The organism is Neisseria sp. P0021.S006, from assembly GCF_051956895.1.
In genome coordinates this window covers 1-21,524 of sequence record NZ_JBQCWZ010000009.1, presented here as the reverse complement: position 1 = coordinate 21,524, position 21,524 = coordinate 1, and the positions used below count along the sequence as shown (strand labels likewise).

Genomic DNA, 21,524 nt, shown 5'->3' with positions numbered 1-21,524 from the left:
TAAAGGCCGTCTGAACGGATGTAAAGCCATGCCGTTCAGACGGCCTTTCAATACAGTTTGATGAATATGGACGATTTAATAGACAAGCTGCTTGAATCCCTTTGGCTGCAAGACAGGCTCAGCCACAATACGCTGCAAAGTTACCGCCGTGATTTGGTCAAAGTCGCTGCGCGGTTGGCCGAGGGTGGGCAGGATTGGTTGAGTGCCGATGAATTTGCCCTGTCTGATGCCGTGTATGCGGAGGGAGAAAAAAACACGTCCCAAGCGCGGGCATTGTCGGCTTGCAAGCGTATGTACGGCTGGTTGGAGGAAACGGGCCAAAGGGCAGACAATCCCACCCGTTTTCTCAAGGCACCGAAATCGGAACGCAAACTGCCTACGCTGATTACCGAAGCCCAAATCGACGCGCTGCTGGCTGCGCCGGATGTGGAAACGCCGCACGGGCTGCGCGACAAAGCCTTGCTTGAAGTCATGTATGCAACAGGTTTGCGCGTGACCGAAGCCGTCAAATTGACGCTCAGCGATATCGATTTACATCGCGGCAGTATCCGTACCATAGGCAAGGGCGACAAATTGCGTCTGGTTCCGTTGGGGCAGGAAGCGGCGTATTGGGTGGAACGCTATTGCAACGAATCGCGCCCGTTGTTGCTAAAAAACAAGATCTGCGACGAAGTGTTTGTCAGCCAGAAACGCAGCGGCATCAGCCGTCAGCTTGCATGGATGATAGTTAAAGAATATGCCGAAGCGGCCGGTATTGCTTCGCTCAGTCCGCACGGCTTGCGCCATGCTTTTGCCACGCATTTGGTCAATCACGGCGTCGATTTGCGTTCGGTCCAGATGATGTTGGGACATTCCGACATCAACACCACGCAGATTTATACCCATGTTGCCAATATCCGTTTGAAAAACATGGTCGATGAACACCATTCCCGTTCATAAATAAAGGCGGCATCTCGAAGATGCCGCTTTTTGTTATCATGGCCGTCTGAACGGTTATAAAGTTTATTATTTATAAAATAACAATCAAAATGCAAATTTACATAGAAAAATTTCAAAACAAAAGGATGGTGCCAATATTGCAATGCAAACCGTTTTTATTTATATTTACGTTCAAGAATAAATCCTACTCTCAATTACAGAGGGTAACAAAATTATTGGAGCACATCATGTTTGTCTGCATCTGCAACGCCATTACTGACCACGACATCAAAGAGACCATCGCCGCCGGTGCAACCACCATGAGCGATTTGCAGGCTCAATTGGGCGTGGCAACTTGTTGCGGTTGCTGCGGCGAATTGGCTGCATCGTTTTTGACTGCAAGCAGTGCCCAAAATACCGTGACTGCCGGTATTAACGTTCAGTCTTAATTCAGAATACACATAAAGGCCGTCTGAAGGCGCTATCTCGCGCCTGCTCAGACGGCCTTTGTCATGCCTGTATGGTTTGGCGGCATTTTGCTATACAATGGCCGCTTTTGTCCCTCCGAGAGTAACCACCATGAAACTGACCTTGATGTTTCGGGAATATTGCAGCCTGTGCCACAAAATGCGCGAACAATTAAAGCCTTATCAGGAGCAGTTTGGATTTGGGCTGGATATTGTCGATGTTGATGAAGATCCGGTTTTAGAAGAAAAGTACAATGAGCTGGTGCCTGTTTTGCTGGATGGCGATACCGAAATCTGCCATTGGTTTTTGGACGAAGAAAAACTGAAAGCGCATTTGAGCGCGTAACAAACCATTGACCATATTGCCTTTCAGACGGCCTTCGGCTGTTTATGCCGTCTGAACCTTGATTTTATTATGACTGAAAAACTTTCTCCCGATGCGCTGATTGAAGCGGCGCTGTTGACGCAAGTCGAACCCTTAAACGAAAAAAACATGCGCGAATTGTGCGTGCCGCCGTTATCGCAAGACAAGCTAATTGACGTGTTGGCGCAACTGAAGGCACGCTGGCAGGGCAGGGCTTTACAACTGGTGCATACCCATGAGGGCTGGCGTTTTCAAATCGCCCAAGCCGCATTTGAACGACTAGGCAGCCTGCAAGAGCAGCGAGCGCCGCGTTATTCCCGTGCCGTGATGGAAACGCTGGCGATTATTGCCTATCAGCAACCGGTAACGCGTGGCGATATTGAAGGCATACGCGGCGTGGCAGTGTCGCAAAATGTCATGCAAACCTTGCAGGATAGGGGCTGGATTGAAGTCATCGGCCACCGTGATTCTGTCGGCCGTCCGGCTTTGTGGGCGACAACGGCAACTTTTTTAAGCGATTTGCGTTTGGAAAGTTTGGAAGAATTGCCGCCGCTGACTGAATTGGGTGAGCTGGTGTTGCCTGATTTGATGGAAACGCCGCCGACAGGCGATGAGGAGGCTGAAGAAGCAGTTGAATCAGGAAGCAGACTGATTAACTGATTTGAATGTAAAGGCCGTCTGAAACAATCGTGTTTCAGACGGCCTTTATTATTGTATAACATCATGATTTTAAATATAATTTTCATCTATTTTAATAACTTATTGATTTTGTGATATAATTTAAGAATTATTAGAATAAATATCTCTCATTCTGTAATAGTTTGAGAAGGCATACGGAAACGTTTCTTTCTTTATCAATCGGCAGCCCGTTTGTTCTTCAAATATGCGCTGTATCAACTACGGAACCGATATGAAATTCAAACAATTTATTCAAAACAAATCTTCTTTCAATCCAAGCGTGGTCGGTATTACGCTTTTCTTCGTCCTTTTGCTTTTGTCAGCTGCTTTGGTTTGGCCTCAAAATACTGAGGCTTTGTTAAATGCAATGAAGCAGTTTATCTTTCAAAATGTCAGTTGGTTTTACATTCTGACTTTCTCTGTATTCCTTATTTTCTTATTGGCGCTTCCCATCAGCAGCTTCGGCAGTATCAGGCTGGGTACAAACGAGGACGAACCTGAGTTTTCGTTTTTATCATGGTTGGCCATGCTGTTTGCGGCCGGCATGGGCGTGGGCTTGATGTTTTTTGGTGTGGCCGAGCCTTTATCGCATTTTTCTTCCCCGATTGCCAAAGGCAATGCGCAAGAGGCGATTCTGCATACGGTATTCCACTGGGGGATTCATGCCTGGGCAATCTACGGAATCATTGCGCTTGCCTTGGCGTATTTCGGTTTCCGCTATAAATTGCCGCTGGCGTTGCGTTCCTGCTTTTATCCGATTTTAAAAGACAAAATCAACGGCAAAATGGGCGATGCCATCGATGTGATGGCTTTGATTGCGACTTTGTTCGGTATTATCACAACCTTGGGATTTGGCGCGGCACAAATGGGTTCCGGTTTGCTGAAGATGGGCTGGGTGCAGGACAACAGCTATGTCTTGCAGGTCGGCATTATCGTTGTTGTGATGGCGATTGCCATATTTTCCGCAACTTCGGGCGTGGGCAAAGGCGTCAAAATTTTGAGTGAAACCAACTTGGTATTGGCACTGTCATTGCTGTTGTTTGTCTTGTTGAGTATGCCGACGACGTATTTGATTTTCGCATTCAGCGACAATTTGGGCACTTATTTGAGTAACTTCGTTTCGTTCAGCTTTAAGTCATATACCTACGAGCCTGAGCATACAAAATGGTTTACCGGCTGGACGGTGTTGTATTGGGCTTGGTGGTGTTCGTGGTCGCCTTTTGTCGGTTTGTTCATTGCCCGAATTTCGCGAGGCAGAACCATCCGCGAATTTATTTTTGGTGTATTGGCAGTGCCTAGCCTGATGAGTATTTTGTGGTTTACCGTATTTGGCAATTCAGCCTTGTGGCTGGACACGCATGTGGCAAACGGCGCCTTGTCTGCCTTGACCAACGAGCCTGAAAAATTGTTGTTTGCCTTTTTGAATTATTTGCCGTGGCCGGTTGTCAGCAGCTTGGTAGCATTGCTGGTGATTTCGCTGTTTTTTATCACTTCTGCCGACTCGGGCATTTATGTGCTGAACAATATTGCTTCGCGCGATAAAGGGCTGGCTTCGCCTAAGTGGCAATCGGTTATGTGGGGCGTGTTGATTTCTGCTGTGGCCATTGTGTTACTGGGTGCCGGCGGTTTGCCCATCTTGCAAACCATGACCCTGATTGCGTCTCTGCCGTTTGCGGTGTTGATGATTTTTATGATGGTTTCTTTGTGGAAAGCTCTGAACAACGATGCCAACTATTTTGCAACCGCCGTCAATCCGAGCAGTATTTTCTGGTCGGGCGATCATTGGAGGGAACGCCTTGGTCAAATGATGAATCAGACGCAGGAAGTCGATATCATCAAATTTATGAAAAATACGGCGCTTCCGGCAATGCAGGAATTGAAAAACGAATTGACCGAAAAATACAATATGGACGTAGAAATCCGTTGCCTGTTGCAACAGGATGAGCCGTCGGTGGAGCTGGTGGTGCATAAAGGGACGGTAAGGGATTTTGTCTATGGGATTAAATCCGTAAAGCGGGAAATTACCGACCAGTTGATTCGTGAAGACAGCCTGCCTCATTTCAAATATGCAGCAACGTTTATACCGTTGACGTATTTTTCGGATGGGCGCGATGGATACGATGTGCAATATATGACGCAAAAAGAATTGATTGCCGATATGCTCAAACAGTATGAGCGTTATCTGAACCTGCTTGCCGGAGTAGGGCAGGAATTGATGGGGCATGAACAAGTAGAACTGGCAGAGTAAAATAAATTTAGGCCGTCTGAACATGTAGCAATATTCAGACGGCCTTTTTATTGCCCGCTTAAAAAATAATTTGTTTAAAATAAATATCTTAGATAAATCATAAGAAAAATCTGATTTAAACTATAAAAAACCTTAGTTATAATCAACTTATCTAAAGCTATTCCGCATGAGTGCGGGTGATTTACTAAGGAATACTGCAATGCTGTTGGCACTTTCTTTGCGTGATTTTGTCATTGTTGAAAACCTGAATCTTGATTTTCAAAACGGCTTTACCGTATTGACGGGCGAGACCGGCGCAGGCAAATCGATTACTCTGGATGCGATTGGCCTGTTGTTGGGCGATAAAGCCGATTACAGCCAAGTGCGCAGCGGCGCCAAAGAAGCGCAGTTGTCGGCTTTGTTCGACATCAGTGGTTTGCCTGAATTGAAAGCGCAGCTACAGGAGCAAGGTCTTTTGGAAGAAGATGCTGAAGAGCTCAGCATCCGCCGTATTATCGATGCTAAGGGTAAAAGCCGCAGTTATATCAATAATCAGGCAGCAACATTGGCGCAACTGAAAGCCATCGGCGAGCAGTTAATCGATATTCACGGACAAAATGCCCATCATTCGTTGAATCAAGAGTCTGCGCAACGCGAGTTGTTGGACGCATTTGCCGGCAGCAAAGAGCAGGCTGAAACGGTCAAACAGCTTTATCAAAATTGGGTCAATGCGAAAAAGGCACTGCAAGAAGCACAAGAGCAGGCAGAAACCATGGCTATCGAACGCGAGCGTTTGGAATGGCAGTTTAATGAATTGAACCAATTGGAGCTTAAACCCAACGAATGGGAAACCTTAAGCCAAAGCCACGACAGTCTAGCGCATTCGGCCGAGTTGCTGCAAACCGCCGAGCAGGTGGGCGACAGCATAGACGGAGATAACGGCATCCAACGTCAAATCTACCAATGTCAAAAACTGTTGGGCAATCTGCAAAACATTGAGCCGCGCTTTGCCGAGAGCCTGAATATGTTGGCAAGTATTGAAGCAGAATTGGGTGAAATCAGTGCTAATATGCGCGATGTGGCCGGTCGCAGCGATATCGATCCTAATGAATTGGCCGCACAAGAAAGTCGCATGGGCGAATTGATGAGCATGGCGCGCAAATACCGTATTGAGCCGGAAGAGTTGCCGCAAAAGTTGGCAGAAATCGATGAGCGCCTGCAAAACCTGCACGCGGCTGCCGATTTGGAAGCCTTGGAAAATACAGTCGCACGCAATCTTGCCGAATACCACGAAGCCGCACATATCCTCTCCGCCATGCGCCATCAGGCAGCCAGCCGTTTGGGCGAAGAAACAACCGAGCATATGCAACATTTGGCCATGAAAGGCGCACGTTTTGACATCGTCTTGTTGCCGTCTTCACCGACTGCACATGGTCTAGAGCAGGTGCAATTCCAAGTGGCGGCAAATAAAGGCAATCCGTCCCGTCCTTTGAATAAAGTGGCTTCCGGCGGTGAATTGGCGCGTATCAGCTTGGCTTTGCAAGTGGTTGCCAGCCAATACACGCAAGTGCCGACATTGATTTTTGACGAAGTGGATACCGGTATTGGTGGCGGCGTTGCTGAAATGGTCGGTAAAGCTTTGCGTGCCTTAGGTAAAAAACATCAAGTCTTAGCGGTAACCCATCTTCCTCAAGTCGCCTCTTGCGGTGAAAACCATTGGCAGGTCCGCAAGCATAGCGAAGGGGAGCAAACCGTCAGCGAAATCAGTGTTTTGAACCATCATCAGCGCATTGAGGAAATCGCGCGTATGCTGGGTGGCGAAATCATTACCGATACCACACGCAGCCATGCTGCCGAACTCTTGCATTTGGCAGCCGCCTAAAAGCCTCAAGGCCGTCTGAAAATAGGATTCAGACGGCCTTTTCTATATTTTGCCACCCTTTCAGGCGGGCCGAATACAAGGTATGATTATATCGTCTGTTTACAAGGAAATTTTGATGAAAGTCCTGTTTATCGCCGATCCGATGGCAAGTTTTAAAACCTATAAAGACACTACTTACGCCATGATGCGTGAAATGGCAAAGCGCGGTTGGCAGCTTTTTCATACCTTGAGCGGAGAATTGTCCGTCCGTGAAGGCTTGGTAGTGGCTCAGGTGGCGGCATTTGAGTTTGTCGGCGCGAAAAACGATGACGATCACGAATGGTTTAAATCAGAGGCAAAAGTTCAGACGGCCTTGAAAGATTTCGATGCGGTCATTATGCGCACTGATCCGCCGTTTGATATGCAATATCTGTACGCGACCCAGTTTTTGACGTTGGCACAGCAGCAGGGTACAAAAGTATTTAACAGCGGGCAGGCAATGCGCGATTTCAATGAAAAATTGGCTATTTTGAACTTCAGCCAGTTTACCGCGCCGACTTTGGTTACCACACGTTCCGCCGATGTCCGTGCCTTTTTGAAAGAACACGGCGACATCATTATCAAACCTTTGGACGGTATGGGCGGTATGGGCATTTTCCGCCTAACCGAATCCGACCCCAATATCGGCAGTATTTTGGAAACCCTGATGCAGCTTGATTCACGTACCATCATGGCGCAACGTTATATTCCTGAAATCGTACATGGCGACAAGCGCATTCTGATTATTGGTGGAGAGGTTGTTCCGTATGCTTTGGCGCGTATTCCGCAAAACGGAGAAACGCGCGGCAACTTGGCTGCCGGCGGCCGCGGCGTGGCACAGGAATTGAGCGAGCGCGACCGTGAGATCGCAGAAACCCTTGCGCCTGAATTGAAGCGTCGCGGTATTTTGCTTGCCGGTTTGGATGTCATCGGCAACAACCTGACCGAAGTCAATGTAACCAGCCCGACCGGCTTCCAAGAAATCATGAAGCAAAAAGATTTCAACGTTGCCGCTATGTTTGCAGATGCCGTAGCATCTTGGGCAAAACAATAAACCCAAAGGCCGTCTGAAAATTGACCCGACCGTTTCTTTTCAGACGGCCTTTTTATGTTGAGAATATGATGGAACCATCTTCCTACGCATCTGAAAAAAAAGGTAAAAACGGCATTAAGCGCATTATCAATGCGTTTGGCTATTCCAAAGACGGACTGGCTGCCGCGTACCGTTATGAAAGCGCATTTCGCCAAGTTTTTTGGTTGAACCTGATTTTAATTGTCTTGGCCTTATTCCTTGATTTCGGGCCGGCCATCAAAATGGTGCTTGTTGTCGCATCGTTTATTTCATTGATTACCGAATTGTTTAATACCGCCGTCGAAGCAGCCGTTGACCATACCTCTACTGAAAAACACGAGCTGGCCAAGCGTGCCAAAGATGCCGGCTCGGCCGCGCAATTGATGGCTTTGTTCATGTTATTTATTGTTTGGATTATTGCATTAACTGCTTAAAAATGTGGTAATATGGTAATTCGTTAGGATTAGATAGTATTAATTAATCTATATCAAAGTTTTCAGACGGCCTTTGGTTGTAAGATGAAGGCTGTATATCCCAGCCATTTGGCAAACACAAGGAGCAAAACATGAAAAAATTAATGGCAACCCTGATTCTGGCAGGCTTGGCAACTTCCGTATCTGCAGCCGGTATCCATATCGAAGACGGTTGGGCGCGTGCTACTGTCGAAGGTATGAAAATGGGTGGCGCATTCATGAAAATCCAAAACGATGAAGCCAAACAAGACTTCTTGGTAGGCGGCAGCAGCCCTGTTGCAGAACGCGTTGAAGTACATACCCATATTAACGACAACGGCGTTATGCGTATGCGCGAAGTTAAAGGCGGCGTGCCTTTAGCTGCAAAAGGCGTAACCGAGCTGAAACCGGGCAGTTACCACGTTATGTTCATGGGTCTGAAAAAACAATTGAAAGAAGGCGAAAAAGTGCCTGTAACCCTGAAATTCAAAAACGCCAAACCTCAAACTGTCGAGCTGGAAGTGAAAACCGCGCCTAAAGCCGAAATGCAGCACGATCACGGCGCACACGGTGGCGCACATCAGCACTAATTGCTTGAATTTGCATATAAAGGCCGTCTGAAAGTCATTGGGCTTGCAGACGGCCTTTTCTGTCGTCAAATCAAAATGTGCTAAAATCACGCTTTAAAAAATGTATTTAAAACCCACATTCCGCTCATGAATACTCACAACACACCAGCAAACATCATCGTCGGCCTCTCCGGCGGCGTCGATTCATCCGTTACCGCGGCCCTGCTCAAACAGCAAGGCCATCAAATCAGCGGCGTGTTCATGCAGAACTGGGAAGATGACGACAACGACGAATATTGCAGCATCAAACAAGATTCCTTTGATGCCATTGCCGTTGCCGATATCATCGGCATCGACATCGACATCGTCAATTTTGCCGCGCAATATAAAGACAACGTATTTGCCTATTTTCTCAAAGAATACAGCGCAGGCCGCACGCCAAACCCGGATATCTTGTGCAATGCCGAAATTAAATTCAAATGCTTTTTGGACTATGCCATAGAGCAGGGCGCCGATACCATTGCCACCGGACACTATGCCCGCAAAGAAGTTCGAAACGGCGTGCATTACCTGCTCAAAGGCTTGGATCAAAATAAAGACCAAAGCTATTTCCTATATCGTCTCAAGCCTTTCCAACTCGAGCGCTCGATTTTCCCATTGGGTGAGTTGGAGAAGCCTGAAGTCCGCCGTCTTGCCGAAGAATTCAAATTACCGACTGCAACCAAAAAAGACAGTACCGGCATCTGCTTTATCGGCGAACGCCCGTTCCGCGAGTTTTTGCAAAAATACCTGCCGACCAATAATGGCAAAATGGTGACCCCTGAAGGCAAAGTAGTCGGCGAACACGTCGGCTTGATGTTTTACACGCTGGGCCAACGCAAAGGCTTGGGCATCGGCGGCGCAGGCGAGCCGTGGTTTGTTGCGGCCAAGGATTTGACCAAAAACGAACTGATTGTCGTCCAAGGCCATGACCATCCTTTGCTTTATACGCAAAGCCTGGTTATGAACGATTTGAGCTTCACATTGCCAGAACGCCCGAAAGAAGGCCGCTATACCTGCAAAACGCGCTACCGTATGGCCGACGCGCCTTGTACGTTGCGTTATTTAGATGATGAAACCATCGAGCTTGTTTTTGACGAGCCGCAGTGGGCAGTAACCCCAGGCCAATCTGCGGTACTGTATGACGGCGATGTGTGCTTGGGCGGCGGTATCATCATGTCCACCGACAAGCCTGTCATTATTACAGCTTAATAAAAGGGCCGTCTGAAAACGAAGCGGCAGATTGAATAAAGCCTTTCAGACGGCCTCGATTTCAAAAAACGACTAAATAAAAGACTGATCAATATGGAAAAACTCTGGCTCAAAAGCTACGAACAAGGCGTAAACCCTGAAATCGATATCTCTCAATACAGCTCCATCAGCGATGTATTCCGTCAAAGTGTCGAGAAATTCGCAGATAAACCTGCTTTTCAAAATATGGGCAAAACACTGACTTATGCCGAAGTGGGCAAGTTGGCGACCGATTTTGCGTCTTACCTGCAAAACGTATTGAAACTACCGCGCGGTGAGCGTGTGGCAATTATGATGCCGAACGTTTTGCAATATCCGATTGCGCTTTTCGGTATTTTGCAGGCAGGTTTGGTGGCAGTGAATACCAATCCGCTTTATACGCCGCGCGAGTTGGAGCATCAGTTGAAAGACAGCGGTGCGACCACGATTGTCGTGTTGGAGAACTTTGCCAATACGCTGGAGCTGGTGTTGCCGCGTACGCAAATCAAACATGTGATTGTCGCGTCGGTCGGCGAGATGTTCGGCATGATTAAGGGCGCGTTGCTGAACTTTGTCATCCGCAAAGTGAAAAAAATGGTGCCGGAATACCGCATTCCAAATACCATCACTTTTCAGACGGCCTTGAAGCAAGGTGCAGCAAATACGTTCAAACCAGTCGAGTTGACACGTGACGATACTGCCTTGCTGCAATATACAGGCGGCACGACCGGTTTGGCAAAAGGTGCCGTCCTCAGTCATGGCAATATCTGCGCCAATATGTTGCAGGCAAAAGAATGGATTAAAAACAGCCTGCACGAAGGCAAAGAAACGGTTATTGCCGCGTTGCCGCTTTATCATATCTTTGCCTTGACGGTAAACCTGATGATCTTTGCGAATACCGGTTCTAAAATCATCCTGATTACCAACCCTCGCGATATGAAGGGGTTTATCGGCGAATTGAAAAAAGAGCCGATTAGCGTGTTCATCGGTGTGAATACCTTGTTTAATGCGATGGTCAACCGTCCGGATTTCGCCGAAGTCGATTTTTCCCGTTTGAAGCTGACTTTGGGCGGCGGTATGGCAACGCAAAAAGCCGTTGCGGAAAAATGGAAAAAAATCACCGGTACGCCGATTGTGGAAGCTTACGGTTTGACCGAAGCCAGCCCGGGTGTGTGTTGCAATCCTTTGAATATCGAGGCTTACAGCGGCGGTATCGGTTTGCCGGTTCCTTCGACCGAAGTCGAATTACGCGATGCGGACGGCAAAGAAGTGCCTATCGGACAGCCGGGCGAATTGTGGGTACGCGGTCCGCAAGTGATGAAAGGCTATTGGAACCGTCCTGAAGAAACCGCCAAAGCAATCGATGCACGCGGCTTTTTAGAGACCGGCGACATTGCCGTGATGGATGAAAAAGGCTGGCTGAAGCTGGTGGACCGCAAAAAAGATTTGATTGTGGTATCCGGTTTCAATGTATATCCGAACGAAATCGAAGAAGTGGTGGCCAGCAACGACAAAGTCTTGGAAGTCGCCTGTATCGGCGTGGCAAGCGAGAAAACCGGTGAAGCGATTAAGGTCTTCGTCGTACGCAAAGACCCGTCTTTGACCAAGGAAGAACTGATCGATTTCTGCCGCAAAGAACTGACGGCGTATAAAGTGCCGAAAGACATCGAATTCCGCGACGAGTTGCCAAAATCCAACGTTGGCAAAATCCTGCGCCGCGAGCTGCGCTGATATATAGAATCAGTATGATAAGGCCGTCTGAAAACGCTGTTTTCAGACGGCCTGAAGCTTTTGCCGTTTGCCAGAATATGCTGCTTCAAGTTAAAATCACACATTCCAACATGGGTATCACATCATGACTAAATTCATTTTCGTAACCGGCGGCGTTGTATCTTCTTTGGGTAAAGGTATCGCCGCCGCTTCTATTGCTACTATTCTCGAGTCGCGTGGCTTGAACGTGACCATGCTTAAGCTTGACCCGTATATCAACGTTGACCCGGGTACCATGAGCCCGTTTCAACACGGCGAAGTATTTGTGACCGATGACGGCGCGGAAACTGACCTCGACCTTGGTCACTATGAGCGTTTCATCAACGCCACCATGACCCGCCGCAACAGCTTCAGTACCGGCCAAGTCTATGAAAACGTGATTGCCAAAGAGCGTCGCGGCGACTATTTGGGCGGTACCGTACAAGTGATTCCGCACATTACTGATGAAATTAAACGCCGTATCCATGAAGGCGCGGCTGGTTATGATGTGGCGATTGTTGAAATCGGCGGTACAGTCGGCGATATCGAATCGTTGCCTTTCTTGGAAGCCATCCGTCAAATGCGCAGCCAGCTCGGCCGTAATAATACATTGTTTGCCCACCTGAGCTATGTTCCCTACATTGCCGCCGCCGGCGAAATCAAAACCAAACCGACCCAGCATACCGTTAAAGAAATGTTGAGCATCGGTTTACAACCGGACATCCTGATCTGCCGTATGGACAGAGAAATGCCTGCGGACGAGCGCCGTAAGATTGCTTTGTTCTGTAACGTTGAAGAACGCGCCATCGTGGGCAGCTACGATGTGGACAGCATTTACGAATGCCCTGAAATGCTGCACAACCAAGGCATCGATAGCATCATTACCGAGCAGCTTCAACTGAATGTCAAACAAGCCGATTTGACCGAATGGAAGAAAATCGTTCACGCGATTCAAAATCCGAAACATACCGTCAAAATCGCGATGGTCGGCAAATACGTTGATTTGACCGAGTCCTACAAATCATTGATCGAAGCACTGAAACACGCCGGTATTCACACTGAAACCGACGTACAAATTACCTTTGTCGACAGCGAAAGCATTGAGAAGGGCAATGGCGACGTTTCCATGCTCAAAGACATGGACGCGATTTTGGTGCCGGGCGGCTTCGGTTCACGCGGCGTGGAAGGCAAAATTGCCGCCGTACGCTATGCGCGTGAAAACAACGTACCATACTTGGGCATCTGCTTGGGCATGCAAATTGCCCTGATCGAATACGCCCGCGATGTTGCAGGCTTGAAAGGTGCGAACTCTACCGAGTTTGACTTGAAATGCGCTGCGCCTGTCGTTGCCCTGATTGACGAATGGCAAACTGCAGACGGTAGCGTAGAAACCCGTGACGAATCTGCCGATTTGGGCGGTACCATGCGTTTGGGTGCGCAAGAAGTTGACCTCAAACCGGGCAGCCTTGCCGCAAAAATCTACGGTAGCGAACATATCCGCGAACGTCATCGCCACCGCTACGAGGTCAACAACAACTATGTGCCTCAGTTGGAAAAAGCTGGTTTGGTCATCGGCGGCGTATCCGCAGGCCGTGAGCGTTTGGTTGAAACCATCGAATTGCCAAATCATCCTTGGTTCTTCGCGTGTCAGTTCCATCCGGAATTTACTTCCAATCCGCGCAAAGGCCATCCTTTATTCAGCGCGTTTGTGAAAGCCGCGTTGGGTAACAAAAAAGCCTGATTGATGTGATTGAAAAAGCACCCGTTATCCGGGTGCTTTTTTCTTTTCAGACGGCCTTAGAAGTTATTTGTCTTCATTGACTTCGCGGTCGTTCAAAGGTTGTACGGGACGGTTGTTTTCGCCACCGATAATGTCGCGCATGGCTTTAAACTGCGCCGCATCTGCCTGAACCGGAGTTTTTAAGACAACCCAAGTCACGTTTTCGCTGCAAGGCGGCGTTGTCAGCGAGCCTTTCAGCTGAAATGACTTGCTATCTTTAGGCAGCAGGGCTTGGATATTCAAGTTTTTCAAATCTACGGATTCGCCTGCTTTCAGTTTTTTGGCAATGAGTGCGGACAAGGCAGGGTTGTTTTTGCCCGGTTTAAATACAGAGCCGATGACCGCCAAAGTACCGTCTTCGGCTTGATGGACGAAATGCGCTTCCATCGGGAAATGTTTGCCTTTGAAAGTATGTTCGCTCGGCGTATGGAAGTGGAATTGTTTTAAGGTATAGGTTTTACCGTTAATCACGATGGTTTGTGCCTTGCCTTGCGGCGTGGCTTGAAGGGTATGGCCGTTATTTTCTACTTTGTAGTCGGCGACGTTGTAACGGTATGCCAGTTGTTTGCCTTTTACTGCTTTTGTTGCGGAGAAGTCCACAGGAGATTGCTGTTTGCCTGTTTTGCAGACAGCAAAGTCTTCACTTAAATCGCCCCAGTGTGCAGCATCGTTTTCACCTGTGTAAGACCAATGTGCATGATGGGTTTCGGCGGATACCGTTGCAGTAGAGACAGCCATTAGCAAAGATAAAAAGAGATGTTTGTTCAACATAAGGGCTCCTGTTTATTTATATTAGGTAAAAGAAAAAATTTATACCAAATAAATTATTGATATAAAAAAACTTCTTCATAAGAAGAAAGTTAATGATAGTGGCAATTTGGGAATGTTGGGTTGATATATGGCAAACATTTATCAAGCAATCATTTTTGATTAAATGATTGCAATAAGAGGGATGATTGTCCTTGCAGTGACTTTGAATGGGAGAGGCCGTCTGAAATTTCTTTCAGACGGCCTGTTTTATTTGAAAATGTTGTAAAAAGTCTAAACTCTAATAAATAAAAGTGCTTATCAAGATGAAAGTAGTTGTTTGTAGCGTTGGAAAACATTAATATTGCTAAACGTGTTTTCACGAGATTTTAACTTTGTTTTGGAGAGAATAATGAAAAAATCGATTATCGCTTTGGTTATTGCCGGTTTGCCGCTGGCTGCATCTGCAGAAGTGATTCTGTATGGTCAAATCAAAAGTAGCGTGACCGTCGGTCAAGTAAAAATCAAAGGTGATGCAGGTTCTGAAACCAGCTCTACCGCAACCAGCATCAATGACAATACCTCCCGCATCGGTTTCAAAGGCAGCGAGAACTTGGGCGGCGATTTGAAAGCCATTTGGCAGGTAGAACAAAAAACGGCCATTACCGGCGGTTCCCAAGGTTTTGCCACTCGGGACTCCTTCATCGGCCTGCAAGGTAACTTCGGTAAGATTCGCGCCGGTAAACTCAGCAATATGCTGAATGAAATGGACACCATCGATCCATGGATGTACAAAACCAATGCCGCAGGCTTGGGCATCTTTACCCGTACCGGCAACCGCAACGCCGCTGTACGCTACGACAGCCCGGATTTCGGCGGATTCAAATTCAACGTGTCTTACGCACCGCGCGACAACCGCAATCCTTCAGATAAATACACGCATACCCAAGCGGCCAAAGACCAATACACCGGCGGCGTGAGTTTCTCTAAAAACGGCTTTACCGCCAATGCGGCTTACGGCCACTACAACGGCGCGTACACCGACAAATCAAGCAAAGCCAAAGCGGCGCAAATCGCCAAAGTCGAAACTTATTACGATAAAGACAATCTCTTTGTCGGCGGCGGCGTACAATATGCCAAAGGCCATGAGACAGCCAACAAATATTTAGGCTATTTCACCGATGATTTTAATCAGTACAAGGGTAGTGACATCACTACCGACACAGGCAAAGAGGAAGCCGTGAAAGTAGTTGATGCAGCGGTAACTGTCGGCTACAAATTCGGCAACGTGACCCCACGCATTACTTACGCACACGGCTGGCCTGCCAAGGGCGTGAACAGTGGCGAGAAATTGGTGGATAAATTCGACCAAGTCGTTATCGGCGGCCAATACACCTTCAGCAAACGCACCGGCATCAATGCTCAACTGGCGTATCTGAAAGTCGGCAACAAAACCCGTCTGACTGCGGCCAACAAAGGCGGCGTTGAACAAAAAGCCGCTTCTGTGGGCCTGTATCACAAATTCTAAACCGTCTTGAAAGACAAGGCCGTCTGAAAAATTTCAGACGGCCTTTTTGTTGATTAAAGCGGTTTATTTGTCGTGCTTGGTCAGTGTTGTGCCGTGACGGCCGCCGCGTTCTTTCAAACGTTGTACCAAGCCTTCGACCGTTGTCGGCATACCGTCGATACAGAATGCCTGATACAGGGCGGTGTGCAGGGCATCATTGCGGCTGAACGCATTGCCGATCAGCTTCCAATCGCCTTTACGCGGCTCGATCCAGCGGTGGTTTACTGTGTCGCCGTATGCGAATACTTTGTAAGAAGAACGCTTGTCGTTACTGTAAGTAAAGGACGTACGGGCGCAATAGAGGCCTTCGACGGAGAGGTTGTCGTAGCCTTTGTCGGAGCGTACGTTCAAGACATAGCGGATGCTGTTGTCCGGCGCAGGCATGATTTGCAGGCTGCTGAGCAGGATTTTGGGCTGCTTGCCGTAGGTTTCGTTGACATAGAGGTCGAACCAATCGCCCGATTGGGTATCGGGCAAGGGCGGCAACTCGGCTTTATGTTCTTTAAATTCGCGTGCGGCAACTTCTTCAGGGCTTTCCTGATAACGCGTGTTGGTCAGCGTATCCTTTTGGCTGAAACCCAAAGCAAATGCTTGAGTCGCGGCAAGGCTGAGAGCGAGAAGGGCAAAACGGCGCATAGACAGCTCCAAAGTGAAAAACGGCTTTATTTTATGGGCTTGCAGGGTGGGGTGCAAGTAAGTGCGGTATAATTGACGTTAATTCTGATTAATATGACGAGTTTTCATCATGAATACACAAACTCTGGATGTCATCGGTTTGAAATGCCCGCTGCCGATTTTGCGTGCTAAAAAAGCTTTGGCGCAAATGCAGGAGGGCGAAGTGCTGACCGTATTGGCTACCGATGGCGGCGCGCCCGGCGATTTTGAAGCGTTTTGCCGTCAGACCGGACATGTCTTGTTGGAATCGAGCGAAGCCGACGGCGTGTTCAAGCTGGTGTTGAAACACAAATAAGGCCGTCTGAAATGTCTAAAGCCGTCGCGTTGTGTGCCGCCGTATTGGCCGTCTGCCTGAGTGCATGCGGCAAGGAAGGCGTTTCGCCGCAGAACGCTGCCGATTATGCCCAAAATGTAACCGACTTGTTCCGCCAAAGCTGCGTGGCCTCAGACGGCGATGCCGCCCTTGTCGGCGAGTTTGCCAATGCCAACAAACTGGTTTTATTGTCGAAAAAAGATATTGCCGATTTGCCTGCCGGAATGATGGATTTGGAGGCATTAAGCATTTGGAAGAAAACGGAAAACGGCGTAGATTATTATTTGAGCCTGACTGAAGACAGTTGCAGCGTGCGCACGGCTAAAGCCGACGACCATCTGATTTTCAAACAATTTTTAGCTTTGGCAGAAAATCCGCCGCAAGGTTTGAACGCTGAGTTGCGTGCCGATAATTTGGCGGAAGCCCCGTTGCCTATGCGTCAGATTTCCTACGCATGGCGCGCGTCCGGCAGTCCGAAAGAAACCTTGCTGACCGTCAAAACAACGTCGTCCGAGCATTTTCCGGTACAGGCTGTTTTTTATTTGACCCATCATTCTTACGACAATAAGGCCGCCGTTTTGCCTTAGGCCGGTTGACGATTGAAACATCAAATCGATAGAAACCGTTACCGCCGAATAAAGGCCGTCTGAAACATTATCAAACCAAACCACTCGAAAGTAAGCTATGCAAACCCTGACCATCATCCGCCCCGACGATATGCACTTACACCTGCGCGACGGTGACGCGCTCAAAGCCGTTGCCCCCTACACCGCCCGACAAATGGGTCGCGCGGTTATCATGCCCAACCTGAAGCCGCCCGTTGTCAGCATTGCCGATGCCCAAGCATACAAAGAGCGCATTATGGCCGCCCTGCCAGAAGGCAGTGCCTTTCAGCCGTTGATGACGCTTTATTTGACCGACAACGCTACTCCCGAACTCGTGCGTGAAGCCAAGGCTGCCGGTATCGTGGCTTTCAAACTCTATCCAGCAGGCGCGACCACCAATTCCGATTCCGGCGTGACCGACTTGTTTAAGCTAATTCCCGTGTTGGAAGAAATGGCGAAACAGGGTATTTTGTTCTTGGTTCACGGCGAAGTAACCGACCCCGAAATCGATATTTTCGACCGCGAGGCCGCCTTTATCGAGCGCGTGATGAAGCCGGTTCTGGCGCAAGTGCCCAACCTCAAGGTCGTGTTTGAACACATCACCACTGCCGAAGCAGCCCGACTGGTATTGGAAGCTGGCGATAATGTGGCCGCGTCCGTGACGCCGCAACACTTGCTGCTCAACCGCAACGACCTTTTGGTCGGCGGCGTGCGCCCTCATCATTTCTGCCTGCCGGTTCTCAAACGCGAAACCCACCGTCAGGCTTTGGTTGCCGCCGTTACCGGTGATAAGGCGCACAAATTCTTCCTCGGCACGGATTCTGCACCACATGCCAAAACTGCCAAAGAAAATGCTTGCGGTTGTGCCGGTATGTTCAGCGCGATGACTGCCATTGAGCTTTATGCTGAAGTGTTTGAGAAAGCAGGCGCGTTGGACAAACTGGAAGCCTTTGCTTCTAGAAACGGTTCGCACTTCTACGGTCTGCCTGAAAATACCGATACCATCACATTGGTCAAACAAACACAAACCGTACCTATCAGCGTACCTTACGGCGATGGCGAGCTTGTACCGATGAGGGCCGGCGGTGAGATTGAATGGACGGTGCAATATTAAATTTGCTGTCAATAAGGCATAAAAAGAAACAACCTGCTTGAAAGGGCAGGTTGTTTTTTTATTGTCGTTCAGACGGCCTGTCGTGGGGAGGGGAGACAGACAAGGCCGTCTGAAAACCAAATTATATTGCGTGTTTATTCGGTCAACATGGGTTTCAGTGCTTCCCAAGCCTGCGGCAGTTGGGTAAAGCCGTCCGAAGCCATCAAATGGCCGCCTTCGGGAATATGGGTAACAGGACTTTTGAGTTTGGCCGCCATGTCCAAAGTCAGTTCGGGCGGAACATGGGTGTCGTTGTCGGAAACCAGACAGTGTTTGGGCATGTCGATTTTGCGCAGGATGTCGAAATCGGGCGACGCTGCTTTAATGTAGGCATCAAGCGCAGGCAGGGGTGGCAGCGTATCGGCAAAACCGGCGGCAAGCAACAGACCGCCGATTTTTTGGGGCTGTTGGCGGCTGAGAAAGTGAAGGAGGGTAATGCAGCCGAGACTGTGGCCGACTAGGAAGGTATGGGCATCGGGCTTGCCGATGTGCTGGTCAAGGGTAAACTGCCACGCGGTCGTGCTTGGTTTGTCGGGATTGGGCATGGCGAGGGAGATTGCTTGTGCGCCGGTGCTTTTGATTTGGGCGCAAAGCCAGTCAAACCAGTTGCCGTGCGGATTGCCTTCAAAGCCATGTACGATATAAACGCGTCGATTCATGTTTTTCCTCCTTCAGACGGCCTGAGACTTTTGTCTAAATCTCTGCCTGTAAGCGTTTATTATACCATGTTTGTTTATGTTTTATTGTTTGTCGCTTGGTAAGGATTTTTAATTAAGCTTTTGTTGTTAAATGATATTTGCAAGAATAATAAAGCAAACAACACGGCAGGGGCAGATGGTTTTGCCGTGTTGTTCGGGTTTGAAATATATATGGGCCGTCTGAAAAACCGGTTTAGAAATAGCCTTGTTTTTTGCGTTCTTCCATTGCCGCTTCCGATACGCGGTCGTCCATGCGCGTGGCGCTGCGTTCGGAAATGGTTGCGGCGGCGGTTTCAGCAATGATGTCTTCGGGCGTGGCGGAGGTACTGGCAACAGGGCAGGTGCAGGAAATATCGCCGACGGTGCGGAAACGGACATCACGGATTTGGGCAATTTCGCCTTCGCGTTTTGGGGTCAACGGGGTAACGGGAACGAGCAGGCCGTTGCGTTCGACAACTTCGCGCTTGTGGGTGTAATAAATCGGCGGCAGGGCGAGTTTTTCGCGTGCGATGTATTGCCAGATGTCCAATTCCGTCCAGTTGGAAATCGGGAATACGCGCATGTTTTCGCCTTGGAACAGGCGTGTGTTGTAGAGCGACCATAATTCAGGACGTTGGTTTTTAGGATCCCATTGGCCGAACTCGTCGCGGAAAGAGAAGATGCGTTCTTTGGCGCGCGCTTTTTCTTCATCGCGGCGAGCGCCGCCCATTAGCGCATCAAAGCCTTGTTCTTCAATGGTTTCAACCAGCGTAACGGCTTGGGCGGCGTTGCGAGAATCGGTTTCGCGGCGCAAGACGACACTGCCTTTGCGGATGGATTCTTCTACGCTACCGATCACAAGTTGTACGCCGGTACGCGCGACTGTGTCGTCGCGGAATTGGATGACTTCGGGGTAATTGTGGCCGGTATCGACGTGCAGGAGTTTGAACGGCAGCTTCAGCGGACGGCCTTCGATTTGGAAGGCTTTGACGGCAAGCGCCAGCAATACGACTGAGTCTTTGCCGCCGGAAAACAGCAAGGCCGGATTTTGGGCGTTGGCAATGACTTCGCGGATGATGTAGATAGACTCGGCTTCGAGCCAGTCGAGGTGGTGGTTTTGGATGGACATTTTTTCTCTCTTTGCAACCTTGGCGATAGTCGATACTTTAGTGAGGCCGTCTGAAAAAGGGAAAGAATGGTTTGTTTGTTGCAAAGATGTTTTTGTTATATTGCAAGGCCGTGTTTTTCAGACGGCCTTTGCGCTTTAACTTATTTTTAAACCGATTTCTCTGACGAAGCCTCTGTCTTCGCGTACACTTTGGTCTTTTAGAAATGAGAATGGTTTATGTATCACGGCGAGAGATTTAATGCGTACAGCCATTTGGCCGGTTTCTTATTGGCAGTGGCGGCGTTGGTGCTGATGCTGGTGAAAGCGGTGGAATCGGCGGACGGCTATCGGATTGCCGGTGCACTGACTTACGGAATCTGCCTGCTGCTTCTGTATTTGGGTTCAACCTTATATCACAGTATTCCGCAGCCTAAGGCCAAGGCGATTTTGCAAAAGGTTGATCATTGTATGATTTATCTTTTGATTGCAGGCAGTTATACGCCGTTTACGCTGATTACCCTTCACGGCGGCTGGGGCTGGTCGCTTTTCGGCGTGTCTTGGGGATTGGCTTTGCTAGGCATTGTTCAGGAACTGACAATTGGGCGCAAAAGCGAGAAGCGGCTGCTGTCGATGGTGATTTATGTGTTGATGGGCTGGCTGATTGTGGTGGCGGTATGGCCGCTGATACAGTCGCTTTCGGCTGGTGGATTATTTTGGCTGGTGTTGGGCGGCGTATTGTATAGCGCGGGGATTTATTGGTTTATCAACGATACGAAAATCCGCCACGGCCACGGTATCTGGCACTTGTTTGTCTTAGCAGGCAGTTTGACGCAATTTATCAGTATTTATTTTTATGTGTTGTAGTTTCAGACGGCCTGAAATAAAAAACCTCTCAGTTTGACTGAGAGGTTTTTGTTTGTCGTTAATCTGGGTTTTTGTCGTGGAATTCGTGGAATTCGTAGTTGTAGGTCAACTCTTTGCCGGCTTTGGTTTGCGCCAGATAATCGTCATAAACCGCACGGATTTCCTTACGCAGCAGGAAGAGGGCGATTAAGTTCGGCAAAACCATAAAGCCGTTGAACATATCGGACATACTCCAAACCAAATCCACTTTGCCCAATGTACCCAATACGATGGCCACCAAAACCAGTGCGCGGTAGATGCCCAAGTGTTTGCCGCGGAACAGGAAGCGGATATTGGATTCGCCGAAGTAGTACCAGCCGATGATGGTGGT

General features: G+C 48.7%; 22 protein-coding genes. 17 read left to right on the top strand and 5 right to left on the bottom strand.

Annotation, left to right across the window (positions count from 1 at the left end; all coding sequences use genetic code 11):
- Nucleotides 1-60 precede the first annotated feature (60 nt).
- The 12 genes from xerD to ACTHUM_RS03315 all read left to right on the top strand — a co-directional run bounded on the left by xerD (nucleotide 61) and on the right by ACTHUM_RS03315 (nucleotide 13,406).
- Nucleotides 61-939, top strand: a complete 879-nt coding sequence (gene xerD, locus ACTHUM_RS03370) for a site-specific tyrosine recombinase XerD (RefSeq protein ID WP_053091030.1) — start codon at nucleotides 61-63, stop codon at nucleotides 937-939.
- A 227-nt stretch (nucleotides 940-1,166) separates the two neighbouring features.
- A complete protein-coding gene (locus ACTHUM_RS03365) occupies nucleotides 1,167-1,367 on the top strand; it encodes a (2Fe-2S)-binding protein (protein WP_003681978.1) in 201 nt (66 codons plus the stop codon).
- 130 nt (nucleotides 1,368-1,497) lie between these two features.
- Nucleotides 1,498-1,731 (top strand): glutaredoxin family protein, encoded by a 234-nt coding sequence (locus tag ACTHUM_RS03360; protein ID WP_049331356.1) that lies wholly within the window; start codon nucleotides 1,498-1,500, stop codon nucleotides 1,729-1,731.
- A 69-nt stretch (nucleotides 1,732-1,800) separates the two neighbouring features.
- A complete protein-coding gene (scpB, locus tag ACTHUM_RS03355) occupies nucleotides 1,801-2,409 on the top strand; it encodes an SMC-Scp complex subunit ScpB (RefSeq protein WP_150540519.1) in 609 nt (202 codons plus the stop codon).
- A gap of 250 nt (nucleotides 2,410-2,659) precedes the next feature.
- Nucleotides 2,660-4,675, top strand: a complete 2,016-nt coding sequence (locus ACTHUM_RS03350) for a BCCT family transporter (protein ID WP_039861995.1) — start codon at nucleotides 2,660-2,662, stop codon at nucleotides 4,673-4,675.
- 199 nt (nucleotides 4,676-4,874) lie between these two features.
- Nucleotides 4,875-6,536: a DNA repair protein RecN gene (recN, locus tag ACTHUM_RS03345; RefSeq protein WP_070695356.1), complete on the top strand. Its 1,662-nt coding sequence runs from the start codon at nucleotides 4,875-4,877 to the stop codon at nucleotides 6,534-6,536.
- 115 nt (nucleotides 6,537-6,651) lie between these two features.
- Nucleotides 6,652-7,608 (top strand): glutathione synthase, encoded by a 957-nt coding sequence (gene gshB / locus ACTHUM_RS03340; protein WP_039862001.1) that lies wholly within the window; start codon nucleotides 6,652-6,654, stop codon nucleotides 7,606-7,608.
- Nucleotides 7,609-7,676: 68 nt separating this feature from the next.
- Nucleotides 7,677-8,060 (top strand): diacylglycerol kinase, encoded by a 384-nt coding sequence (locus ACTHUM_RS03335; protein WP_070695357.1) that lies wholly within the window; start codon nucleotides 7,677-7,679, stop codon nucleotides 8,058-8,060.
- A 131-nt stretch (nucleotides 8,061-8,191) separates the two neighbouring features.
- The gene (locus tag ACTHUM_RS03330) at nucleotides 8,192-8,668 is read left to right on the top strand and encodes a copper chaperone PCu(A)C (protein ID WP_004519448.1); all 477 of its coding nucleotides are present in this window, start codon (nucleotides 8,192-8,194) and stop codon (nucleotides 8,666-8,668) included.
- Between the two features lie 126 nt (nucleotides 8,669-8,794).
- The gene (gene mnmA / locus ACTHUM_RS03325) at nucleotides 8,795-9,898 is read left to right on the top strand and encodes a tRNA 2-thiouridine(34) synthase MnmA (protein ID WP_004519449.1); all 1,104 of its coding nucleotides are present in this window, start codon (nucleotides 8,795-8,797) and stop codon (nucleotides 9,896-9,898) included.
- A gap of 93 nt (nucleotides 9,899-9,991) precedes the next feature.
- The gene (locus ACTHUM_RS03320; protein WP_004519450.1) at nucleotides 9,992-11,647 is read left to right on the top strand and encodes an AMP-binding protein; all 1,656 of its coding nucleotides are present in this window, start codon (nucleotides 9,992-9,994) and stop codon (nucleotides 11,645-11,647) included.
- A 124-nt stretch (nucleotides 11,648-11,771) separates the two neighbouring features.
- Complete coding sequence (locus tag ACTHUM_RS03315) at nucleotides 11,772-13,406, top strand: CTP synthase (RefSeq protein WP_004519451.1); 1,635 nt, start codon at nucleotides 11,772-11,774, stop codon at nucleotides 13,404-13,406.
- Nucleotides 13,407-13,469: 63 nt separating this feature from the next.
- Here the strand turns inward: ACTHUM_RS03315 and ACTHUM_RS03310 are convergent, their stop codons facing one another.
- Nucleotides 13,470-14,216, bottom strand: a complete 747-nt coding sequence (locus ACTHUM_RS03310; RefSeq protein ID WP_004519452.1) for a carbonic anhydrase — start codon at nucleotides 14,214-14,216, stop codon at nucleotides 13,470-13,472.
- Between the two features lie 388 nt (nucleotides 14,217-14,604).
- Between ACTHUM_RS03310 and ACTHUM_RS03305 the strand changes: the two genes are divergently transcribed.
- Nucleotides 14,605-15,720 carry a porin gene (locus ACTHUM_RS03305; RefSeq protein WP_004519454.1) on the top strand — a complete coding sequence of 372 codons (1,116 nt, stop codon included), beginning with the start codon at nucleotides 14,605-14,607 and terminating at the stop codon, nucleotides 15,718-15,720.
- Between the two features lie 63 nt (nucleotides 15,721-15,783).
- On the opposite strand, the gene ACTHUM_RS03300 is transcribed toward ACTHUM_RS03305, so the two are convergent.
- Nucleotides 15,784-16,395, bottom strand: a complete 612-nt coding sequence (locus ACTHUM_RS03300) for a CNP1-like family protein (protein WP_039862007.1) — start codon at nucleotides 16,393-16,395, stop codon at nucleotides 15,784-15,786.
- A 109-nt stretch (nucleotides 16,396-16,504) separates the two neighbouring features.
- On the opposite strand from ACTHUM_RS03300, the gene ACTHUM_RS03295 reads away from it, so the two are divergent.
- The 3 genes from ACTHUM_RS03295 (at nucleotide 16,505) to pyrC (ending at nucleotide 18,466) form a co-directional block, all read left to right on the top strand.
- Nucleotides 16,505-16,729, top strand: a complete 225-nt coding sequence (locus tag ACTHUM_RS03295) for a sulfurtransferase TusA family protein (RefSeq protein WP_003681929.1) — start codon at nucleotides 16,505-16,507, stop codon at nucleotides 16,727-16,729.
- An 11-nt stretch (nucleotides 16,730-16,740) separates the two neighbouring features.
- A complete protein-coding gene (locus ACTHUM_RS03290) occupies nucleotides 16,741-17,334 on the top strand; it encodes an NMCC_0638 family (lipo)protein (protein WP_070588346.1) in 594 nt (197 codons plus the stop codon).
- Nucleotides 17,335-17,431: 97 nt separating this feature from the next.
- Nucleotides 17,432-18,466, top strand: coding sequence for a dihydroorotase (pyrC, locus tag ACTHUM_RS03285; protein ID WP_070504408.1), 1,035 nt, complete (start codon nucleotides 17,432-17,434; stop codon nucleotides 18,464-18,466).
- 134 nt (nucleotides 18,467-18,600) lie between these two features.
- Here pyrC and ACTHUM_RS03280 read toward each other — a convergent pair whose 3' ends face one another.
- Together ACTHUM_RS03280 and cysD are read right to left on the bottom strand one after the other, a co-directional pair.
- Complete coding sequence (locus tag ACTHUM_RS03280) at nucleotides 18,601-19,164, bottom strand: RBBP9/YdeN family alpha/beta hydrolase (RefSeq protein ID WP_049322739.1); 564 nt, start codon at nucleotides 19,162-19,164, stop codon at nucleotides 18,601-18,603.
- 232 nt (nucleotides 19,165-19,396) lie between these two features.
- The gene (gene cysD / locus ACTHUM_RS03275; protein ID WP_079453679.1) at nucleotides 19,397-20,338 is read right to left on the bottom strand and encodes a sulfate adenylyltransferase subunit CysD; all 942 of its coding nucleotides are present in this window, start codon (nucleotides 20,336-20,338) and stop codon (nucleotides 19,397-19,399) included.
- A 189-nt stretch (nucleotides 20,339-20,527) separates the two neighbouring features.
- On the opposite strand from cysD, the gene trhA reads away from it, so the two are divergent.
- On the top strand, nucleotides 20,528-21,154 hold the full coding sequence (gene trhA, locus ACTHUM_RS03270) for a PAQR family membrane homeostasis protein TrhA (protein ID WP_049335514.1): 627 nt from the start codon (nucleotides 20,528-20,530) through the stop codon (nucleotides 21,152-21,154).
- Between the two features lie 58 nt (nucleotides 21,155-21,212).
- Here the strand turns inward: trhA and ACTHUM_RS03265 are convergent.
- Nucleotides 21,213-21,524 (bottom strand): alanine:cation symporter family protein (locus ACTHUM_RS03265; protein ID WP_440402794.1); only part of this gene is annotated, 312 nt, incomplete at its 5' end.